Here is a 20,252-nt window from a genome sequence, read left to right on the forward strand (position 1 = left end):
AAATTAGCAAAATAAAGTAAACGCATGATTTAAAATTTAGGAAGCAGAAAGGATAATGAATGTTTTTCATCATACGTTTACCATTATCAGAATAATTGTAATAAAATCATATGATAATTATATGATTTTATTACAAAGCTAAATATTTTGATAAAATATATAAACATAATATACAAATAAAATACATTTTAATAACATAGACTAAATTTAATTTAAATATCTCTTTAGCATCACAATTATATCTAGAAACTATTGTCAGATTTTGACCTGAAAAAGGTGAAGTTGAAACTGTTGTTGACCATGCCATTAAAAATGTTACTGCTAAAAGAGTATGATTTACTCCACTTAAGAAATCTCCAATAATTGCTATTGTAATAATTGGATGTATTCCAATAAAAGATAAAATGATAAATATTAGAAGTAAAACTGATGCAATTTGCCAATCAAAAACTTCAAAAGGTAAAGATAAATTTAATCCAATTAAAATAGAACTAACTGAAATACCAAACATTCCAGCAACTAAAAAAAGAGATAACTCTGATTTCATTTTAGGTAATTCATCTAAAACATGAAATTTTAATATTTTTATTGATTCTTTTAAATTCTTTTTTGTTGGTAAAATAAATAAAGTCATCAAGATTGAAAAAGATGAAATTAAAATAATTACTTTTATTTCTGGATGAAAATGATTTGTAATTAAAACTAATAAAGCAAGAACTATTGGTAAAAATAATGAATCAAAAGATAAAGGATACCCAGAAAATTCATCTATATTAAATTTTTTATTTTTTATTACTTCAAAATATGTAATAAAAAAAGTAATAACTGCTAAAAAAATTCCATTTATTAAAATTGTTGATGTATCTAATTTTGGAGCATAAGTAATAGCAGCAGCAAAGGCTACAAAAAATGGTGACCAGTAAGCATCACTTGCAAATGCTCTTGTTAAAAGAACTATTTGAGCACTATTTAAAGCACCTTTTTTATACATTTTATCTGCAACTAAAATTAATGAAGACAAATTTATCACCGAACCAAACAGATGTACACTCCAATAAGTTTTTATAAAAGATTGTCTTCCTTTTGGTAAGTTTGTATTTTTTTCTTCTTTTGGTATTGCTATTAATCTTAAAAAACCTACTCCTATTAAAAGAGTTAATAGATATTGATTTACGGTAAATACTTTTATAAAGTTTATATCATAATGATTAAAAAAACTAACACCAAAAAATACAAAACTTAAAATCAATAAAATTACAACTATTTTTTTACTTTTTAGACTTGAAAATAAAAGAACAAATGCAATCCAAGCTAAAACTCCAGAGATTATTAAAAGTTCTTTATGAAAAAAATAAAAATAAATTGTAGATATAAAAGAAGAAAAAATCAATATTCCAGATATTCTTGATAATATTTGCATTTTATTTTTCTCTTTTTTTTAGAAATATCGATAAATATATTCCTAAGAATATTAAAATTATTCCAACAATATGATAGGTTTGCATTACTTCACCAAGAAAGAAATAAGCCAGAATTGCTCCAAAAATTGGCATCAAATGTGTAAATTGCCCTGCTTTGTTTGCTCCAACTTCAAGAATCGCCCTATTCCAAAAATAAAAAGATAAAATTGATGGAAAAATTACAATATATGCTAAAGAGTACAAAACTTCATTTTTTTCTAAAAAACTAAATTCAAAACTATAACCTTGATATAAAAAAACTATAAATAAAATTATTGTTCCAATTAGCGTAGTAATACTAAAGAACTCTATAGAGTTTAACTCTTTTGGTTTATATTTTAATAACACTGTATATAAAGCCCAATCAACACAAGCCGCTATTATCCACAAATCTCCATGTGTAAACTCAAGTTCAAATATGTGATCTATTTCACCTTTTAATATAAGATAAATAACTCCTAAAGTTGAAAGAATTACTCCAAAAAATTGTATTTTTGTAATTGAAGTTTTAAAGATAATAGCTGATAATATGATAATAAATATTGGAATACTTGAATTTATCAATAAAGCATTTGTTGCTGTTGTAGTTTGCAAACCATAATACAAAAAAGTGTTAAAACCAGAAATTCCTAAACTTCCTAAAATCAAAAGAACCAAATACTCTTTTTTAAATACTTTTAAAATATTTTTATAATTTATAATAAGAAATGGAGACAATAATAAAAGTACAAAAAACCATCTAAAAAATGATAATTGCATTGGTTCAATACTACTTGAAACCAAACGACCAAAAATAAAATTACCAGACCAAAAAAGGACTGTTAAGACTAATAATACATAATATTTCATAAACTACTTTCAATTTTTTACTATTATACTAAAAACAGATAATATATCTCTTTTTTCAAAATCTCTGCGATTTTCATGCGATTATTTAGCTCTTTTTTTATCATATAAGAACTCTAAGATTGTTGAAACTGATCTAGTATATGGAGCATCGAAACCTTGTTTTTCACAGTTTTTAATAACGACTCCACAAATATCTTCAAGTTCTAAATCTCTATTTTTTTCTAAATCAATTAACATTGAAGGTTTTATTGATTCAAAATTTGTCATTAGTTCAAACATCTTATTTACATTCTCTTTTGGGATATTAACTCCTGCAGTTTTTGAAGCAAGTGCTGTTTCACTCATAAGCCCATAAATTAGTTTTGAAACTTTTTTATCATTTATTAACCTTCCTGTTTTTTCACCTAAAAGTGCACAAATTGCATTTACACCATTATTAATGATAAGTTTATTCCAAAGTTCGAGTTTTATATTTTGACTTAAAAATGTAGTTGTATCAGTTTTATCAAGCTCTTTTTTTAGATTTTCTAAAAACTCTTGATTTTGTTTTGTTGGATACATTGCTCCTAAAATAGTTTGAACTTCTCCTGTTGATTCCACATGTCCTAAAGTAATTGTATGAGCTGCAATTAGTCTTGTTAATCCACCAATTACATACTCTTTATTATAATGTTCACACATAATATCTTCATTTTCAACACCATTTTGTAAAGAAATAAAATATGGAATTTCTTTTTTATTTTTTATCCATTCTTCCAACTTCAAAGAAATATTTTCTGTACTCATAGATTTTGTTGCCAAAAAAATAATATCTATATCTTTTGGATTTAATAGTACAAGCTCTTCTATACTTAAAGCTTCAATTTTTTCATTTAAACTAAATGTTGAATGTGTTAATTTTATTTTATTCTCTTTTAAATATTCAAGATTTTTACCACGAGCTACAAATTTTACATTATGACCTAATCTATGAAATAATACTCCATAAAATACTCCAACTCCACCAGCACCTATTACAACTATATTCATTTTTGTTTTCCTAAATTGTATTAATATTTTAAAAATTTATTATATTCAAATTGAGTATAATCCAAATAAAAAAGGATTATTTTGATAAGACTTGGCTCAAATTCACCAACTCGTGCACTTATTTTAAAAAATTTTGGAATTGATTTTATTCAAAATGGTGGAGATTTTGATGAAGATTCAATCAAAACAACAAATCCAAAATCATTTTGTTATGAAGCAACTTTAGGAAAATTCAAAGAACTTTATAAAAAGTATGGTGTTGAAGATATGCCTCTTTTAGTTGCAGATAGTGTTGTTACTTGTGAAGGAAAACTTTTAAGAAAAGCAAAAGATTATGATGATGCTAAAGCTATGCTTGAACTTCAAAGTGGAAATAAAACTTCAGTTATTACTTGTATGATTTATAAATCAAAAGAAAAAGAGGTAATTAACCTTTCAATTACAACTTATCAATTTTCAGAATTTAATAAAGAAGATATGGAAGAGTATTTAAATAGTGGTGAATGTTTTGGAAAAGCTGGAGCAATCATGGTTGAAGGTTTTTGTAAACCTTATATAAAAAGTGTAAATGGATACGAAAGTACGGCTATGGGATTATGTGTTGAGAAATTGAAAATATTTTTATAATTTAAGAGGAATAATCCTCTTAAATTTTTAGTTGAAAGTTGGTTTTTCAGTTTCTATTGTAGATTCTGGAAGTTGTGGATATATTATTTCTGGTTTATCACCTTTTAATGATTTTAAGAATGTTACAATTTTTTGAGCATCAGCATCAGAAATTTTAATACCTAATTGAACAGAACCCATCTCTTTTACTGCTTCATTCAATGACCATATTTGTCCATTATGGAAATATGGTGCTGTCTCTGTTATATTTCTTAATGTTGGTGTTTTTACCATTCCATTTGCATCACCTTTAAAATCCCCTACATTCATAAATTTGTATTGTGAGGCAACTTGGAATGCTTGCATTGTTCCCCCTAATGCTATTCCTGTATGACATGCTGTACATCCTTTATCAATAAATGTATTTAATCCTTCTTTTTCTTCTTTACTTAATGCTTTTTCATCTCCACTTAAGAATTTATCAAATCTTGATGGAGTTACTAATGTTTTCTCGAATGTTGCGATTGTTGCCGTTATTTTTGCAAAATCTACTTTTACTTCTTTTCCATATGCACCTTTAAACTCTTCCACATATTCTGGTATTGAGTTTATTCTTTGTTCTACTAATGATGGTGGCGCTGCCATCTCTGGTCCTGCTTGTACTGGTCCTTGTGCTTGATCTGCTAGGTGTGGGCTTCTTCCATCCCAAAATTGTGCTTTAAAGAACACTGAATTATACACGGTTGGTGAATTTAAGTGATGTGGATTTGCTGTCCATCCATGTCCTATTGCTGCTGGCACTCCATCTGCTCCACCTAATGCAAGATTATGACATGTATTACATGATATCAATCCACTTCTTGATAATCTTGGGTCAAAGTACAATTTTTTCCCTAATTCTACTTTCTCTTTTGTTATTGGATCTTTCTTATCATCTATCATTTTCATTAATTTTGCATTATCTGTTGGTATTGCTTCTAGTCCACTATTCTTCGCTTTTGTTATCAAAGTCTCTGCTGCTAACAATGTACTTGCACCTAATAAACAAACTGTTAAAGAAATTGCTAATTTCATAATAATCCTCCTAAATAAATAATTTTAACTATATGACAATTTTTATTAAATGAAAATTAATTTTATAATATTTTAGAATTTTTTTTATAATTTTAACTTATAATTTAAGAGTAAAAATATCCTATTTTAAAGTATTTTAGCTAATAATATAAGATACTTTTTATCCTAAATTAATATATTATTCTATAAGTATAATTTATTAATTTTATCTAATAAAGAGAGGTATTATAAAACTAAATTGTAAATTTTTATTATTGAAATCTTTACATATGTAAAATTTTTCTTGACATTTTCTTTGAGAGAAGAACTAAATAAATATTATTTAATTCTTAAGATAAGTTGCTGTGGTAAAAGTCCTAAACTTTCTTCTACTTGTTTTGTGTCACCATGTTCTATAAAGTGATCTTCATATTCAAAAGATGTAACTTGTACATTATGAATATTTTCATCATTTAGTACTTCTAATATCGCACTTGAAACTCCACCTTGTTTTTGTGAATCACTAAATACATACCAATCATCATATTCTTTTGAAAGTTCTATTAAAGTCTCTTTATCTATTGGTTTTACAAATCTTAAATCTAAAATTGATATATCTTCTGCATGCAAAGCTTCTGTTTCAATTGCCCTGCTAACGCCTGCTCCATAACCAATAAATAATTTATTTGAAGTCCCTTCTTTTAAAAGTTCAGCTTTTCCTAACTCAAATTGAGTTGGTAAATAATTTAACTCTTTAAAATTACCTCTTGGATATCTTATTGCACATGGACTTTGTAAACTATAAGCAAATTCTAAACCTAATTCTAAAGTTTTATTATCCCTTGGAGCAAACAAAATCATATTTGGAATAAATCTTAAATATGAAATATCAAAAGCTCCTTGATGAGTTTCTCCATCATTTCCTACAATTCCAGCTCTATCCATTGCAAAAACAACAGGTAAATTCATCAAACAAACATCATGAATAATTTGATCAAATCCTCTTTGTAAAAACGTTGAATAAATTGTAATATATGGTTTAAATCCCTCTTTTGCCATAGCAGCCATTGAAGTTATTGCATGTTGTTCTGCAATTGCAACATCCCAAAATCTTTCAGGAAACTTATCCATAAGTTTATTTATTCCTGTACCACTAGGCATTGCAGCAGTTACACCTACAATATTTTCATATTTTGAAGCTAAAGCAATCAAAGCATCTGCAAAAACTGCTGTTGCAGATTTTGGAGCAACTTTTTTTACAAATTCTCCATCTTCAATATTAAAAGGTCCTACTCCATGCCACTCTTCATGTTGCCCTTCAGCGATTTTATAACCTTTGCCTTTTATTGTATGCGCATGAACAATAACTGGTTTTTGCATTGCTTTTGCAATTTGTAAAGTTTCTATAACTTCTTCAATATCATGCCCATCAATAGGACCTATATAATCAAGTCCCATTTCTTCAAATAAAATTCCTGGAGTTATAAGTTTCATAGCCTCTTCCATTCTTTTTGCTATGTAAGTTGTACCTTCTGGCATATTATTTCTTATAAATTTATCAACTTTTGTTTTAAAACCTTGATAATATTTCCCTGCAAGTAGTTTTGAAAGATATTTAGAAATAGCTCCAATTGGTTTTGCAATACTCATTTCATTATCATTTAAGATAATTACTACTGGAAGTTTCAAATCTCCAAGTTCATTTAATGCTTCATAAACCATTCCAGCTGTCATAGAACCATCACCAATCATTACAATTGGAACTCTATTCTCTTTTTTTAATTTTATTGATTTTGCTGCACCAACAGCCAATGAAATAGAAGTTGAGCTATGTCCAGCTACAAAATAATCAGCAGAACTTTCATTTGGTTTTGTAAAACCACTTAATCCACCAAATTGCCTAACTGTTTCAAACTCTTCCCAACGTTCTGTTAATAGTTTATGAGGATAACATTGATGAGATACATCAAAAATAAAAGGATCACTATACGCATCAAATACATAATGCATACCAAGAGTTAACTCAACTGCACCAAGTGTAGATGAAAAGTGTCCACCCTTTCTTGATACAACATCAATTATTCTTTCTCTAATTTCTTGTGAAAGTTCTTTTAACTCTTCTAGTGATTTTTCTTTTATTTCCATTTCTAATAAACTTTATTTTAAATTTTCTAATACTTCGTCTAATTGTTCAAATACTTTTGTATTTTGCTCATTTCTTCCTATCGTAATTCTAATTGCATTTTGCCCATATCCAGTTAAATCTCTTACAATTACTCCTCTTTCTAATAGTTTTTGAGCTACAACTTTTGATACAAATTTATCTCCCATTTTAATTGTTATAAAATTTGTATAAGAAGGAATATATTCAAATCCTTTTTTTGTTGCATACTCTTCATATCTTGTCATTTCTTCGAAGTTTTTAGCAATACAACTTTTTACAAAATCTTCATCTTTTAATGCTTCAATAGCAGCAGCTAATGTTAAAGTTGTGATATTAAATGGAGCTCTTAATTTATATAAAGTTTGAATAATATCAGCTTGTGCTATACCATAACCAACTCTCATTCCTCCAAGTGCATATGCTTTAGAAAAAGTTCCTAAATAAATTGCATTTGGAAATTTTGTCATTAAATCTTTTGGCACAATTCTTTTTTTCTCATCTTTAAAAGAAGCATATTCTTGATAAGCTCCATCTACAACTATTAAAGTTTCAGGACTTACTGTTTGCAAAAATGCATAAACATCATCTTTATCTACACATTCACCTAATGGATTATTTGGAATACATAAAAAGATCACATCTGCACCATGTTCTTTATATAGTTTTGAAAATTCTTCAAGATTATGTTGTTCTGAATCAGTTTTAATAATAGTTGCACCTGCTTGTTTTCCATAAATTTCATACATTGCAAAAGTTGTTTTTGCCATTAAAATTTTTGAACCTTTTTGGCATTTTGCGTGAATACAAAATTCTATTATTTGGTCACTTCCTGAACCAATAATCACATTTTCACTTTCAACTTCAAATTTTTTTGCTAATGCTTCTTTTAATTCAAACATTGAATCATCAGGATATACAAACATATTTTTTGCAATTTCTTGAATTTTTGCAATTACTTTTGGAGATGTTCCATAAGGATTCTCATTTGATGCAAGTTTGATTACATTTTCAGGTTTTACACCATATTCTCTAACAACCAATTCTATTGGTTTTCCTGCTTCATAAATTGAAACATTTTCTAATACTTCATTAAATTTCATCTATTTTTCCTAAATTCTTAAATATCATTTATCTCTTTTACATAAGAGCCTAAAATTTTAACACTACTTTTGTGTTTTTCTAAAACTTTTTTCACATTTTCATCATCTTTATGACCATCAAAATCTATAAAAAAGATTGAATTACCTTCAACTATATGTGATTTTATTTTCGTTAGATTAATACCAGCTTCATTAAAATCAGTTAAAAATTCTACTAAAACTCCTTGTCTATCTGGAAATTTTACTAAAATTGATGTTTTATCATTGCCACTTGGGGCATTTTCAAAATCACTGATTATAAAAAATCTTGTTTTATTATTATCTTTATCTTCAATATTTTCAAATAAAATTGGAAGATTATATAATTTGGCACCCACATGAGGACAAATCGCAGCACTTCCTGCTTCAGTCGCAGCTATTTTTGCAGCTTTAGTTGTCGATTCTATAGGAATCAACTCTGCTTCATCTAAGCCAAAATTTGTTAAAAATCTTCTACATTGATCAAATGCAATATCTTTTGAATAAATTCTTTTTATATCACTTACCTTATCACAAGTTGAAGCTAATGTATGATGAATATCAAGAACAACTTCTGCAATAATTTTTAAATCATATTTACTAAAGCCATTTATCGTGTCATTTACAATTCCATTTGAAGAATTTTCTATTGGAACAACACCAAATTTAACTTTTTTAGTATTTACTTCTCTAAAAACTCCCTTTATAGAATTAATAGGAATATAAGAACTCATTGCACCAAACCTAGCTTCAGCTGCTTGATGAGTAAAACTTCCTTCAGGCCCTAAATATCCAATATTTTCTGGTAATTCTAAATTTCTTGAGATTGCAAAAATTTCTAAAAAAAGTGCTTCAATGGCATTTTTATTTAATAAGCCTTTTTTTGCTTTATTAATTTCTTCTAATCTTTTTATTATTGCTTTTTCTCTTTCAGGTCGATAAATTGCACCGCCACTTTTTGCTTTTAAATTACCAACTCTATGAACAATTTGCATTCTTTCATTTAACAAATCTAAAAGTTTATTATCTATTGAATCAAGTTGATTTCTAAGCTCCAATAATCCATCTTCGTTGTTCATAACAGCCTTTCTATTTTATAAACTCTTCTTCTAAAGCAATTAAATCTTCAAAAGTTTCTCTTCTTCTAATTAATCTATCTTTTCCATTTTCAACAGCAATTTCTGCAACTTTTCCTCTTGTATTATAGTTACTTGACATTGTAAATCCATAAGCTCCTGCGCTATAAATAGCTACTAAATCATTATGTTGTGTTTTTTGTAATTCAATATTTTTAGCAAAAAAATCTCCACTTTCACAAACTGGACCAACTAAATTACAATCGCTAAACTCTTTATTATCGTTTAATACTTCAATTTTATGATAAGCATTATAAAGTGCAGGTCTGATTAAATCATTCATTGCACCATCAACAATAACAAATCTTTTATTACCATTAATTTTTTCATATAAAACTTTTGTTATAAATGTTCCACAGTTTCCTACTAAAAATCTACCTGGTTCACAAATCACTGTAATATCAAGACCAAACATTGTTTCTAATACAGATTGTGCATATTCATTTGTATCAATTAATTTTTCGTCTTTATACACAATACCTAATCCACCACCTATATCCATAAATGATAATTCAATTTTAATTGCTTTTAAATTTCTAACTAAATCTGCAACAATTTTAACTGCTTCTTTAATTGGCTCAAGTTGAGTTAATTGTGAACCAATATGACAATGTATTCCAACTGGGTCTAAATTTTCACTATTTTTACATTGAATATACATTCTTTTTGCTGTATCTATGTCAACTCCAAATTTATTTTCATGAAGTCCTGTAGAGATATATGGATGAGTTTTAGGATCAATATTTGGATTAACTCTTATTGAAATTCTTGCAACTTTTCCTAATTCTTTAGCTATTACTTCAACTCTATCAAGTTCAGCAGCACTTTCAATATTTATCATTAAAATATCTAATTCTAAAGCTTGTCTTATTTCATCATCTATTTTTCCAACACCTGAAAATATAATTTTATATGCTGGAATTCCAACCTTTAAAGCTCTTTTAACTTCGCCAATACTTACACAATCAGCTCCTGCTCCAAGATTTGCCAAATGCTTAATAACGCTTAAATTTGAATTTGCTTTAACTGCGTATGCAATTAAAGATTTTCTTGCTCTAAATGCCCCTTTTAATTCTTCATATTGTTTTGTAATATGATCAAAATCATATACATAATATGGTGTTTGATACTTATTTGCTAATTCTTTAAAATTAATACTCATTTTTTATAATTATCCTATCTTTAAAATCTTAATTTAAAATTCCAATAAATTTAAAAATAAAATTTTATTTCATAGTTAAAAGCTTAAGCTTTTAACTATTTTTCTCCATTCCAAGCAATTTTTGGTTTTCCATCTTCAAATTCAACAGCTGGCATACCCATTACATTAAATCCGCTATCCACATAATGAATTTCACCTGTAACTGCACTACTTAAATCAGATAATAAATACATTCCTGAATTTCCAACTTCATCAATAGTCACATTTTTCTTTAATGGTGAATGAGCTTCATTCCATTTAAGCATAAATCTAAAATCACCGATTCCAGCTGCAGCTAAAGTTTTAATAGGTCCTGCACTAATTGCATTAACTCTAATTCCATCTTTTCCTAAATCTTCAGCTAAATATTTTGTAGTCATTTCAAGAGCTGCTTTTGCAATACCCATTAAATTATAATTTGGAATATATTTTACTCCACCATAATAAGTTAAAGTTAAAATAGATGAATTATCTGTTAACAAAGGTTTTAACTCTCTTACAACTTCAATCAATGAATAAACAGAAATATCCATAGCTATATCAAAAGCTTCTTTTGAAATATCATAAAATCTTCCAGATAATCCCTCTTTTGGAGCAAAAGCAATTGAGTGAACAATAAAATCAATTTGACCTAAATCTTTTTCTAATGACTCTTTTAAAGCTTTTATTTCTTCTGGATTTGATACATCACATGGATATACTAAATTTTCACTTCCAAACTCAGTAGCAATTGGTACAACTCTTTTTTTAAGTGCATCATTTAAATATGTGAATGCTATTTGTGCACCTTGTGCAGCACATGCTTTTGCAATTCCATAAGCAATTGATTTATCATTTGCTACACCTAAAATTACACCTTTTTTACCTTTCATAAACATTCTATAAATCCTTTGTATTTTCTATTATTTTTATAAATTCTTCAACTTTCCAAGAAGCCGTTCCTATTAAAACTCCATCTACATTTGGAATTTGACATATTTCTCTTACATTTTCTGACTTAACACTTCCACCATATAAAAGTGGTTTATTGATTTTTTCCTTTATTGCATTATGAACATTTTCTATATCATTATTCGTTGCAGAAACTCCCGTTCCTATAGCCCAAACAGGCTCATAAGCAAGAATCAAATTTTCATAATTTATATCAATTCCAATAAATTGTTCATAAATATATTCTAAAGTAGATTTTATTCCTTTTTGTTTAATTTCTAAAGGTTCACCAATACAATAAATTATTTTATATCCAAGATTTTTATAAAATTCATATTTTTGAGCTATTACATTTTGTGTTTCACCTAAAATATGTCTTCTTTCACTATGTCCTATCAGTATTGTTTTAATTTCAAATTCATCAAGTTGAACAGTTCCAATTTCACCAGTAAAAGAACCACTTGCTGTTGCATAAGCATTTTGAGTTCCTATAATAAAATTTGAAACCGTATCAAAAATATCAAGTGAAGTAGCTGTAGGGAACACATAAACTTCACTTAAAATATTTTTTTCTTTTAAATAATCATTAACTTCATTTACAAATATAGCTGTTGATTTTCTTGTATGATTTGTTTTGAAATTACTTGCAATTATAGGCATATTAAACATCTTCCTCAAGCACAAGAGCTTTAACACCAGGTAATATTTTTCCTTCAATTAATTCTAAAGAAGCTCCACCACCTGTACTTATAAATGTCATTTCATCTTCATCACCAGTTACTCTAACTAAATCTGCTGTATCTCCACCACCAACTACTGTTGTAGCGAATGAATTAGCAACTGCATGAGAAATTTTTGTACTTCCTTTTGCAAATTTATCCATTTCATAAACACCCATTGGTCCATTCCATAAAATAGTATTTGCATCATTTAATGCTTCACTAAATAAAAGTGCAGATGCTGGTCCAATATCTAATCCCATCCAATCTTTTGGAATTTCTTGAATAGTTACGATTTTTGCTATTGCTTCTGCATCAAAGGCTTCTGCAGCAACTACATCAACTGGTAAATACAATTTAACACCTAATTGTTTTGCTTCTTGCATTATTTTAATCGCTTCAGGAATTAAATCTTCTTCAACTAAAGAATTACCAATTTCATGTCCTAATGCCTTTAAAAAGGTAAAGGCCATTCCTCCACCAATAATAATTTTATCAACTTTTGGTACAAGATTATGAAGTGCTTCTAATTTTCCAGAAACTTTAGAACCACCTACTATTGAAACAAATGGTCTTTTTGGATTATGAACTATGTGATGGAAAAATTTAATTTCTTTTGCCATTAAAAATCCAGCAGCTTTGTGGTTCATATCAAAATATTTTGCAATTCCTTCAACTGATGAATGAGCTCTATGAGAAACTCCAAAAGCATCATTAATATAAATTTCTGCCATTGAAGCTAACTTTTTACTTAATTCTTCATCATTTTTAGTTTCACCAACTTCAAATCTCATATTTTCAAGAAGCAGAATTTCTCCAGATTTTAACTCTTGAGCCATTTTTAATGTCTCATCCGAAATAATACCTGGAGCCATTTTTATATCTTGCTTTAAAAGAATATGTAATCTTTTTGCAATAGGTAATAAAGAGTATTTTTCTTCATAACCACCTTTTGGTCTTCCAAAATGTGATGCTAAAATAACTGAACAATCATGATCTATACAATATCTAATAGTATTTAATGCACTTCTAATTCTTCTATCATCTGTAATATTGTTATATTCGTCCATTGGAACGTTAAAATCACATCTAATGAAAACTTTTTTACCTGTGATATCAATATTTTTGATTTCTTGTAATTTCAATTTATATCCTTGAAAAAATTATTTTGTAGCTATGTGAACACCCATGTCCACTAATCTTGTTGAGTATCCCCATTCATTGTCATACCAAGATAAAATTTTTACCATGTTTCCTTCAATAACTTGAATTGTATCTAAAGGAACTACTGTAGATAATGTTTCACCATTGAAATCTGAACTTACTCTATACTCTTCATCTATACCTAAAATACCTTTTAAATTACCCTCAGCAGATACTTTAAATGCTTCACATACTTCTTCTAAAGTTACATCTTTTTTAAGTGTTACAGTTAAATCAACTAAAGATACATTTGGTGTTGGAACTCTAATTGCTTGACCGTTTAATTTACCTTTTAAATGTGGCATTACTTTTCCAATAGCTTTAGCAGCACCTGTGCTTGAAGGAGTTAAGTTAGTTGCCCCAGCTCTTCCTTTTCTTGGATCTTTTTTATCTTTTGCATCTAAAATTGGTTGAGATGAAGTATATGAGTGGATTGTAGTCATTAAACCTTTTTCAATTCCAAATGCATCATCTAATACTTTTGCTACAGGAGCTAAACCATTTGTAGTACAAGAAGCATTTGATACAATTGGTTGTCCAGCATATGTATTTTCATTTGCACCAATTACGAATGTTGGTGTATCATCTTTTGCAGGTGCTGAAATAACAACTTTTTTTACACCATTATCAATATATGCTTGGCAAGATTCTTGAGTTAAAAATGCTCCTGTGCATTCTAAAACAACATCTACACCATATGCAGCAAAATCAATTTTAGAAGGGTCTCTTTCACTTAATAATTTAGCTTTATCTTTACCAATATAAATATATCCATCTTCAACTTTTACATCAAGTTTTGGTCCGTGAACTGTATCATATTTTAAATTATATTGGATCATTTCTTCACTACCACTAGCATTTGCAGCCACTAACTCAACATCGTTTCGACTTGCAATTATTCTTGCTACGCATCTTCCGATTCTTCCTAAACCATTTATTGCAACTTTAACAGCCATTTGTTCCCTTTAATATAAATCTAAATGGTAGATATTTTATCGAAAAATTGCTATAATAATATTTAAGTATATTACAAAGGTTTTAAATAGGTGCGAATTGCAATATTTGGTGGTAGTTTTGACCCAGTTCATATAGCTCATGTTGCTATTGTAGAGGCTGCTTTAGAAAATCTAAATATTGATAAATTAATTATTGTTCCTACTTATTTAAATCCCTTTAAAAATAGCTTTTATTTAAAACCAGAAATTAGATTTGAATTACTTACAAAAGTTTTTCAAAAATTTAAAAAAGTTGAAATTTCTAATTATGAAATAAATCAGAAAAAAGTAAGTTATACAGTTGATACTGTAAATTATTTAAATAGTTTATATCAGCCAACTAAAATATATTTTATTTTAGGTGAAGATAATATTGAAAATTTAGATAAATGGTACAAAATTAATGACTTAAAAAAAATGGTTGAATTTGTAGTAGCAACAAGAAAAGGTTTTGAATCAAATAAAGCAAAAGAATTTAAAATTTTGGATATAAATATTGATATTAGTTCAACTTTATTAAGAGAACATATTGATATGAATTATGTTCCAATTGAAATTAAAGATGATATATTAAATCTTAAAAAAGGGTAAAAGTTTTTGAATACAAGATTAGAAAACATAAAAAAAATATTAGATGACAAAAAAGCGGAAAATATAGAGATTATTGATTTAACATCAAAAGACTATATTGTTGATTATGTTGTAATTGCAACAACATTAAATCCAAAACATGGTTTTGCATTATTAAACTACTTAAAAAGTGATTTAAAACCACAAGGTGAAGAGTTCTTAAGAGTTGATGAAGATGATGAATGGACAATCATTGATTTAGGTGATATTTTTATACATTTAATGAGTGAAAAATATAGAACAAAATACTCTTTAGAAGAGTTTCTTCATACTTTAGGAAATAAAGAGTTATAAAAAAAGGAAGAAAATTTATTTTTCTTCCCCTCCTCTTAAAAGCTTATTGTAATTGGATGCTGCATCTCTTGCTCCACCCATATTACCAGTATAAATCGCATAACAAACTATAATAATTAGAATCCCAATTACCCATTTCATTACATTATATCCTTAGCCTTAATCCCTAATAAAGATAATCCAACATTTATACTTAATGCTGCCATTGATAATACTTTTAAATATAAATTTTGTTCATTACTCCCAATAACTTTATGCTCATTGTAAAATTTATGAACTGATGAAGCAAGATTATATAAGTATTCAGTTATTTTTTGCATATCTCTTTTTGTAAATGCTTCACTTAATATTGATTCAAGAAGTAATGATTCATAAACTAAATTTAATCCATCTTGATTTAAATTATCAAAATCTATATTTTCAATATCTTTTGTCGTAATTCCTGCTTTTACAAAAACTTGATTAATTCTAGCATGAGCATAATTTATATAAAAAATTGGATTTGATGAATCTTGATTTTTTAACATATCAATATCAAATTCTAAATGAGTGTCACTTTTTCTTGTTAAGAAAATAAATCTTAAAGCATCTGGACCTATTTCTTCAGTAATATCTGACATCAATATAACATTTCCAGCACGTTTACTCATTTTATAAGGTTCACCACCTTTTAGTAATTGTACCATTTGAGACAAAATAACTTCAAGTTTTGAAGAATCATTTCCTAAAAATTCAATTGCTGCTTTTACCCTTGGAATATATCCATGATGATCTGCACCCCAAATATTTATATATCTATCATAATTTCTATCGTATTTATCTTTATGATAAATAATATCTCCAGCTAAATATGTTGGAATACCATTATCTCTTACAACTACTCTATCTGAATCATCACCATATTGAGTAGATTTTAAATAAATCTTGTCATTTTTTTCATATAAAGAACCATTATCTTCAAGTACTTTTTTTGTTTCATCCCATGCATAATATAAAGATTTCTCAGAAACAAAATTTTCAAATTCAATACCTAAATCTTTTAAATCTTTAATGATGATTTTCATCACTTCATCTTTACCAAATCTAGCCATTTCTTTAAATCTAGATTCATCATAAAAAATCTCATTTCCATGTGTCTCTTGAATTTGTTTAGCTATATCTATTAAATACTCACCTCGATAATAAGTTTCTGGATATTCAACATTTTCATTTAATAAAAAATCTCTTGCAGCTAAAGAAATAGACAGTCCTAACATATCCATTTGCGCACCAGCATCATTTATGTAATATTCTGTTGTAATATCATAACCTAAATATCTTCCAACACGAGCAAGAGTATCTCCTGCAATTGCTCCTCTTGCATGACCAATATGAAGTGGTCCAGTTGGATTTGCAGAAACATATTCTAATAAGATTTTTTCATCTTTTTTATTTTGTTTTGCAAAATCTTCTTTTTGAGTTAAAGCTTTATCAACTAATGATTGTAAAAAAGAGTTTGATAATTTAAAATTTATAAACCCTTTTACAGCTTCAACTTTTTCAAACATCTGACAATCATCAAATTTTGAAACTAATTCATCTGCAATAGCCATTGGTGATTTTTTCAACTCTTTTGCTAAAGAAAATGCAACTGGAGTTGCATAATGTCCTAAAGATATATCCTTAGGTTTTTCCAAAACAAGACTTATTCCTAATGTTTTTTCAATAAATTCTTTTACTAAATTTTGCAATACTTTCTCTTATGATTGTTTTGTTTCATTTTTATCAGTTGCATTTACTTCTGATTTTTTTTCAATTTCATCAACTTTTTTTGCATCTGCTATTTCATCTTCATCATCTTTAACAGCTTTTTTAAAGTTTTTGATTCCTGAACCTAATCCCTTAGCTAGTTCTGGTATTTTCTTACCACCAAATAATAGTAATACAACTAATGCAATTAATAACCATTCCATACCACCTGGCATACTCATGACTTATCCTTATTATATTGATTTTGTGGAGCATTATAACTATATAATGCTTAAAAAAATTTTGAGTAATTTACTTAAGAAAAAATTGGATTAATTTATATCCACTACCTGCTGCGATAATTGTACCGATTAAATTTGATAAGATATTCAAAATTGCTAAATAAATTGAGGTACTAAAAAGTAAATATGTTTCAATTGCAAATGTAGAATATGTAGTTAATGCACCTAAAAATCCAGTTGTTAAAAAAGCTTTTACATTTACAGAAACTGTAAAATGAGAAAAGTATGCAAATAGTACACCAATAATAAATGAACCAACTAGATTTACTAGTAAAATTCCTAAAGGAAACTCTATAGAAAAATATCTATTTGTAAAATGAACAGCATAAGCTCTTACAATTGCACCTAAGAATCCTCCTAGTCCAATTGCTAAGATTGTTTGCCAGCTAAGAGACATAATTATTGCACTCTTTATCAAAGACTTCATTCATTTTTATTTCCGTATCTTCAAACCATGATGTCTCTTTTGATGCTAGAACTGGTTCTAAAAAAATGACTTTTACAATTCCAGGTGTTGCTTTTAAACTTTTAGAATCAACAATATTTCTTGTATTAAATAAAATTATTGGTTGAACTCTTAAGTTATATTTATTTGCAACTATTTTAGCTCCTGGTTTAAAACTTCCCATTTTTTTACCATTACTTCTTGTGCCTTCTGGGAACATTGCAATTGGTCTACCTTTGTCTAATCTATCTTTTGTCTCTTTTAATAAAGTAATTATTCCAGCTTTATTTTCTCTATCTATACTTATCATTCTTGGAGCTTTTATGATATGCCCAAAAAAGAATAAATCTGTAATCTCTTTTTTTGCAACCCAAGCTAAATCTCGAGAATGAATATATTCAATTACTATAATATCAAGTAAAGATTGATGATTCATGATTAACATATCACATGATTCATCAAGTTTTCCTTCAATTTCTAGTTTAATTCCTAAAACAAACATTTGGAAAGTCATCCAAATTTTTATTACTTTATGTGTATGATTTTTAAATATATACATAAATAAGACTGTAACTGCAACCGTAATAGAAAATTGTATAAAAAGTATAATTCCTCTAATTCTCGCCAAAACTCTCATCCTTTATCCAACCAATAAAATCATTATCTAAGCCAAGAACTTTGATGAAACCATTTTTTCTTTGTAGAACTTCAACTTTTTGTTCATTTTCAACTTTAAAAAAGATTGTAGAATTTTTTGTTGGTAAAATATAAACAAAAGAATCTTTTTTTACTACGCCTTTACTATTTGGTAAATTATAAAGTATCGCAATGATAAATGATATTAATGTTAAGATCAAAAACCATTTATTTCTTTTCCAAATAAGTAATATAAATAAAAATACAAAAATCACAATAGCTGCAACTTTTTTGTATCTTTCAAAAGTAGAATCATTTGGATTTAAATCTGTTTGAGTACTAACTAATTCATTTTGTAAAATTAATGGAATTTTTACATCTTTGAAACTTTTTGTCATTGAATTGTAATATGTAAATATTAAGTTTTTTTGATAAATAGGTGTTACAAAATAATAAACTAAATTTTGCGTTCCTTCCCATTCTTTTAAATTTGAAATTCCTTGTTCTTCAATATTTTTTAATTTAAAATCTTCTAAATTTGAATTTAAAGCATCAATATCAATTATTGTTAATGCTTCTTTATTATTATATTGCTTTGTTTTATATGCCTTTAACAAAATATTATCTGCAATTATATTTGAAAATCTTTCATCACCTTTTCCTATATCTGAATATCTAATAGGAGTTGCAGATAATTCACTTACATCAATTAAAGAATCATTACTCCATAATTTTACTTCAATATCTGGAAGTTTAAAATTTCCTGCTTTTACTTTAAAATAATAACTATTTTCATAAGTATCATTAGATATCTTTTTCCATTCACTATTTGAATTTAAAACTGTAATATTTGAAGAATTTGAAAAAGTAGTAGACAGCTTATCAAAATTATCAGTAGTAATTAATGCTTTTATAACAACTTCAAATTTTTGATTTTTATAAACGTTACTAGGAATTTTTTTATAAGATAAATATAAATTTTTGGCAGCAAAAAGATTTACTGAAAGAAGAATATTAAATAATAAGATAAATAGAAATGTTTTTTTCATTTTCATTTTTACATAAAGAGATTTGTCATCTCTTTATTGTAAAAAACCCTTCAGCATATTTACTCCATCAGTTGAACCTAATATCTCTTCAATAGCTCGCTCAGGATGAGGCATTAAACCAAAAACATTTCTTTCTTTATTACAAATTCCTGCGATATTAGAAACTGAACCATTCATATTTACTAAATTTCCATCTTTATCGCAATATTTTAAAAGGATTTGATTATTTTTTTCTAACTCTTTTAAACCTTCTGCATCAATATAATAATTTCCATCATGATGTGCAACTGGAATATTCAAAACTTCATCTTTTTTTGTTAAAGATAAAAATGTATTATCAGTATTAATTACTTTTAAAGTATGATATTTAGAAATAAAATGTAAAGAATCATTTCTTTTCATAGCACCAGGTAACAATCCTGCTTCTAATAAAATTTGAAATCCATTACAAATTCCTAAAACTTTTCCACCTTTTGCAGCATATTCTTGAACTGATTCCATAACATTTGCAAATCTGGCAATCGCACCACTTCTTAAATAATCACCATAAGAAAAGCCACCAGGAATTACTAATAAATCAGTATCAGAAGGTATTTTTTTTTCTTTATGCCAAATAACTTCTACATCACAACCTAACTTTTCAAAAGCATATTTTGTATCATATTCACAGTTTGTTCCAGGAAATTGTAATACTGAAATTTTCAT

22 protein-coding genes are annotated in these 20,252 nt (G+C 27.1%); 3 read left to right on the forward strand and 19 right to left on the reverse strand.

The window, feature by feature from the left end; genetic code table 11:
* Positions 1 to 130: 130 nt before the first annotated feature.
* The 3 genes from ABLL_RS13270 to ABLL_RS13280 form a co-directional block, all read right to left on the reverse strand.
* Positions 131 to 1,420, reverse strand: a complete 1,290-nt coding sequence (locus tag ABLL_RS13270) for a hypothetical protein (protein WP_014475300.1) — start codon at positions 1,418 to 1,420, stop codon at positions 131 to 133.
* 1 nt (position 1,421) lies between these two features.
* Positions 1,422 to 2,309 carry a DMT family transporter gene (locus ABLL_RS13275; protein WP_041654921.1) on the reverse strand — a complete coding sequence of 296 codons (888 nt, stop codon included), beginning with the start codon at positions 2,307 to 2,309 and terminating at the stop codon, positions 1,422 to 1,424.
* A gap of 81 nt (positions 2,310 to 2,390) precedes the next feature.
* The gene (locus ABLL_RS13280) at positions 2,391 to 3,338 is read right to left on the reverse strand and encodes a ketopantoate reductase family protein (protein WP_014475302.1); all 948 of its coding nucleotides are present in this window, start codon (positions 3,336 to 3,338) and stop codon (positions 2,391 to 2,393) included.
* A gap of 81 nt (positions 3,339 to 3,419) precedes the next feature.
* Here ABLL_RS13280 and maf point away from each other — a divergent pair, with 81 nt between their 5' ends.
* On the forward strand, positions 3,420 to 3,965 hold the full coding sequence (gene maf, locus ABLL_RS13285) for a septum formation inhibitor Maf (RefSeq protein WP_014475303.1): 546 nt from the start codon (positions 3,420 to 3,422) through the stop codon (positions 3,963 to 3,965).
* Positions 3,966 to 3,992: 27 nt separating this feature from the next.
* On the opposite strand, the gene ABLL_RS13290 is transcribed toward maf, so the two are convergent.
* The 9 genes from ABLL_RS13290 to gap form a co-directional block, all read right to left on the reverse strand.
* Positions 3,993 to 5,018, reverse strand: coding sequence for a cytochrome-c peroxidase (locus ABLL_RS13290; RefSeq protein WP_014475304.1), 1,026 nt, complete (start codon positions 5,016 to 5,018; stop codon positions 3,993 to 3,995).
* Positions 5,019 to 5,336: 318 nt separating this feature from the next.
* Positions 5,337 to 7,142, reverse strand: coding sequence for a 1-deoxy-D-xylulose-5-phosphate synthase (gene dxs, locus ABLL_RS13295; protein ID WP_014475305.1), 1,806 nt, complete (start codon positions 7,140 to 7,142; stop codon positions 5,337 to 5,339).
* 12 nt (positions 7,143 to 7,154) lie between these two features.
* A complete protein-coding gene (hisC, locus tag ABLL_RS13300; protein WP_014475306.1) occupies positions 7,155 to 8,261 on the reverse strand; it encodes a histidinol-phosphate transaminase in 1,107 nt (368 codons plus the stop codon).
* A 17-nt stretch (positions 8,262 to 8,278) separates the two neighbouring features.
* Positions 8,279 to 9,358 carry a chorismate mutase gene (pheA, locus tag ABLL_RS13305; RefSeq protein WP_014475307.1) on the reverse strand — a complete coding sequence of 360 codons (1,080 nt, stop codon included), beginning with the start codon at positions 9,356 to 9,358 and terminating at the stop codon, positions 8,279 to 8,281.
* A 10-nt stretch (positions 9,359 to 9,368) separates the two neighbouring features.
* Positions 9,369 to 10,577 (reverse strand): diaminopimelate decarboxylase, encoded by a 1,209-nt coding sequence (gene lysA, locus ABLL_RS13310; protein WP_014475308.1) that lies wholly within the window; start codon positions 10,575 to 10,577, stop codon positions 9,369 to 9,371.
* Positions 10,578 to 10,672: 95 nt separating this feature from the next.
* Complete coding sequence (fabI, locus tag ABLL_RS13315) at positions 10,673 to 11,494, reverse strand: enoyl-ACP reductase FabI (RefSeq protein WP_014475309.1); 822 nt, start codon at positions 11,492 to 11,494, stop codon at positions 10,673 to 10,675.
* A gap of 1 nt (position 11,495) precedes the next feature.
* A complete protein-coding gene (locus ABLL_RS13320; protein ID WP_014475310.1) occupies positions 11,496 to 12,206 on the reverse strand; it encodes a triose-phosphate isomerase in 711 nt (236 codons plus the stop codon).
* 1 nt (position 12,207) lies between these two features.
* Complete coding sequence (gene pgk / locus ABLL_RS13325) at positions 12,208 to 13,410, reverse strand: phosphoglycerate kinase (RefSeq protein ID WP_014475311.1); 1,203 nt, start codon at positions 13,408 to 13,410, stop codon at positions 12,208 to 12,210.
* A gap of 18 nt (positions 13,411 to 13,428) precedes the next feature.
* A complete protein-coding gene (gap, locus tag ABLL_RS13330) occupies positions 13,429 to 14,424 on the reverse strand; it encodes a type I glyceraldehyde-3-phosphate dehydrogenase (protein ID WP_014475312.1) in 996 nt (331 codons plus the stop codon).
* Positions 14,425 to 14,514: 90 nt separating this feature from the next.
* Between gap and nadD the strand changes: the two genes are divergently transcribed.
* Both nadD and rsfS read left to right on the forward strand, forming a co-directional pair.
* Positions 14,515 to 15,054, forward strand: coding sequence for a nicotinate (nicotinamide) nucleotide adenylyltransferase (gene nadD, locus ABLL_RS13335; RefSeq protein ID WP_014475313.1), 540 nt, complete (start codon positions 14,515 to 14,517; stop codon positions 15,052 to 15,054).
* Positions 15,055 to 15,060: 6 nt separating this feature from the next.
* Entirely contained in the window at positions 15,061 to 15,387 is a 327-nt protein-coding gene (gene rsfS, locus ABLL_RS13340; RefSeq protein ID WP_014475314.1) for a ribosome silencing factor, read from the forward strand.
* 15 nt (positions 15,388 to 15,402) lie between these two features.
* Here rsfS and ABLL_RS15235 read toward each other — a convergent pair whose 3' ends face one another.
* The 7 genes from ABLL_RS15235 to purQ all read right to left on the reverse strand — a co-directional run bounded on the left by ABLL_RS15235 (position 15,403) and on the right by purQ (position 20,252).
* Positions 15,403 to 15,528: a hypothetical protein gene (locus ABLL_RS15235; protein WP_258239358.1), complete on the reverse strand. Its 126-nt coding sequence runs from the start codon at positions 15,526 to 15,528 to the stop codon at positions 15,403 to 15,405.
* Positions 15,528 to 17,117, reverse strand: coding sequence for an arginine--tRNA ligase (gene argS, locus ABLL_RS13345; protein ID WP_014475315.1), 1,590 nt, complete (start codon positions 17,115 to 17,117; stop codon positions 15,528 to 15,530). Before argS ends, ABLL_RS15235 begins: the two co-directional genes overlap by 1 nt.
* 9 nt (positions 17,118 to 17,126) lie before the next feature.
* Positions 17,127 to 17,357 carry a twin-arginine translocase TatA/TatE family subunit gene (locus ABLL_RS13350; RefSeq protein ID WP_014475316.1) on the reverse strand — a complete coding sequence of 77 codons (231 nt, stop codon included), beginning with the start codon at positions 17,355 to 17,357 and terminating at the stop codon, positions 17,127 to 17,129.
* Between the two features lie 70 nt (positions 17,358 to 17,427).
* Positions 17,428 to 17,814: a fluoride efflux transporter CrcB gene (crcB, locus tag ABLL_RS13355; RefSeq protein WP_014475317.1), complete on the reverse strand. Its 387-nt coding sequence runs from the start codon at positions 17,812 to 17,814 to the stop codon at positions 17,428 to 17,430.
* A complete protein-coding gene (locus ABLL_RS13360) occupies positions 17,804 to 18,499 on the reverse strand; it encodes a 1-acyl-sn-glycerol-3-phosphate acyltransferase (RefSeq protein ID WP_228712367.1) in 696 nt (231 codons plus the stop codon). Before ABLL_RS13360 ends, crcB begins: the two co-directional genes overlap by 11 nt.
* Positions 18,477 to 19,547: a hypothetical protein gene (locus ABLL_RS13365; RefSeq protein WP_041655350.1), complete on the reverse strand. Its 1,071-nt coding sequence runs from the start codon at positions 19,545 to 19,547 to the stop codon at positions 18,477 to 18,479. Before ABLL_RS13365 ends, ABLL_RS13360 begins: the two co-directional genes overlap by 23 nt.
* A 33-nt stretch (positions 19,548 to 19,580) precedes the next feature.
* Positions 19,581 to 20,252 (reverse strand): phosphoribosylformylglycinamidine synthase I, encoded by a 672-nt coding sequence (purQ, locus tag ABLL_RS13370; protein WP_014475320.1) that lies wholly within the window; start codon positions 20,250 to 20,252, stop codon positions 19,581 to 19,583.

This window comes from Arcobacter sp. L (assembly GCF_000284235.1).
In the GTDB taxonomy this organism is placed as follows: domain Bacteria; phylum Campylobacterota; class Campylobacteria; order Campylobacterales; family Arcobacteraceae; genus Aliarcobacter; species Aliarcobacter defluvii.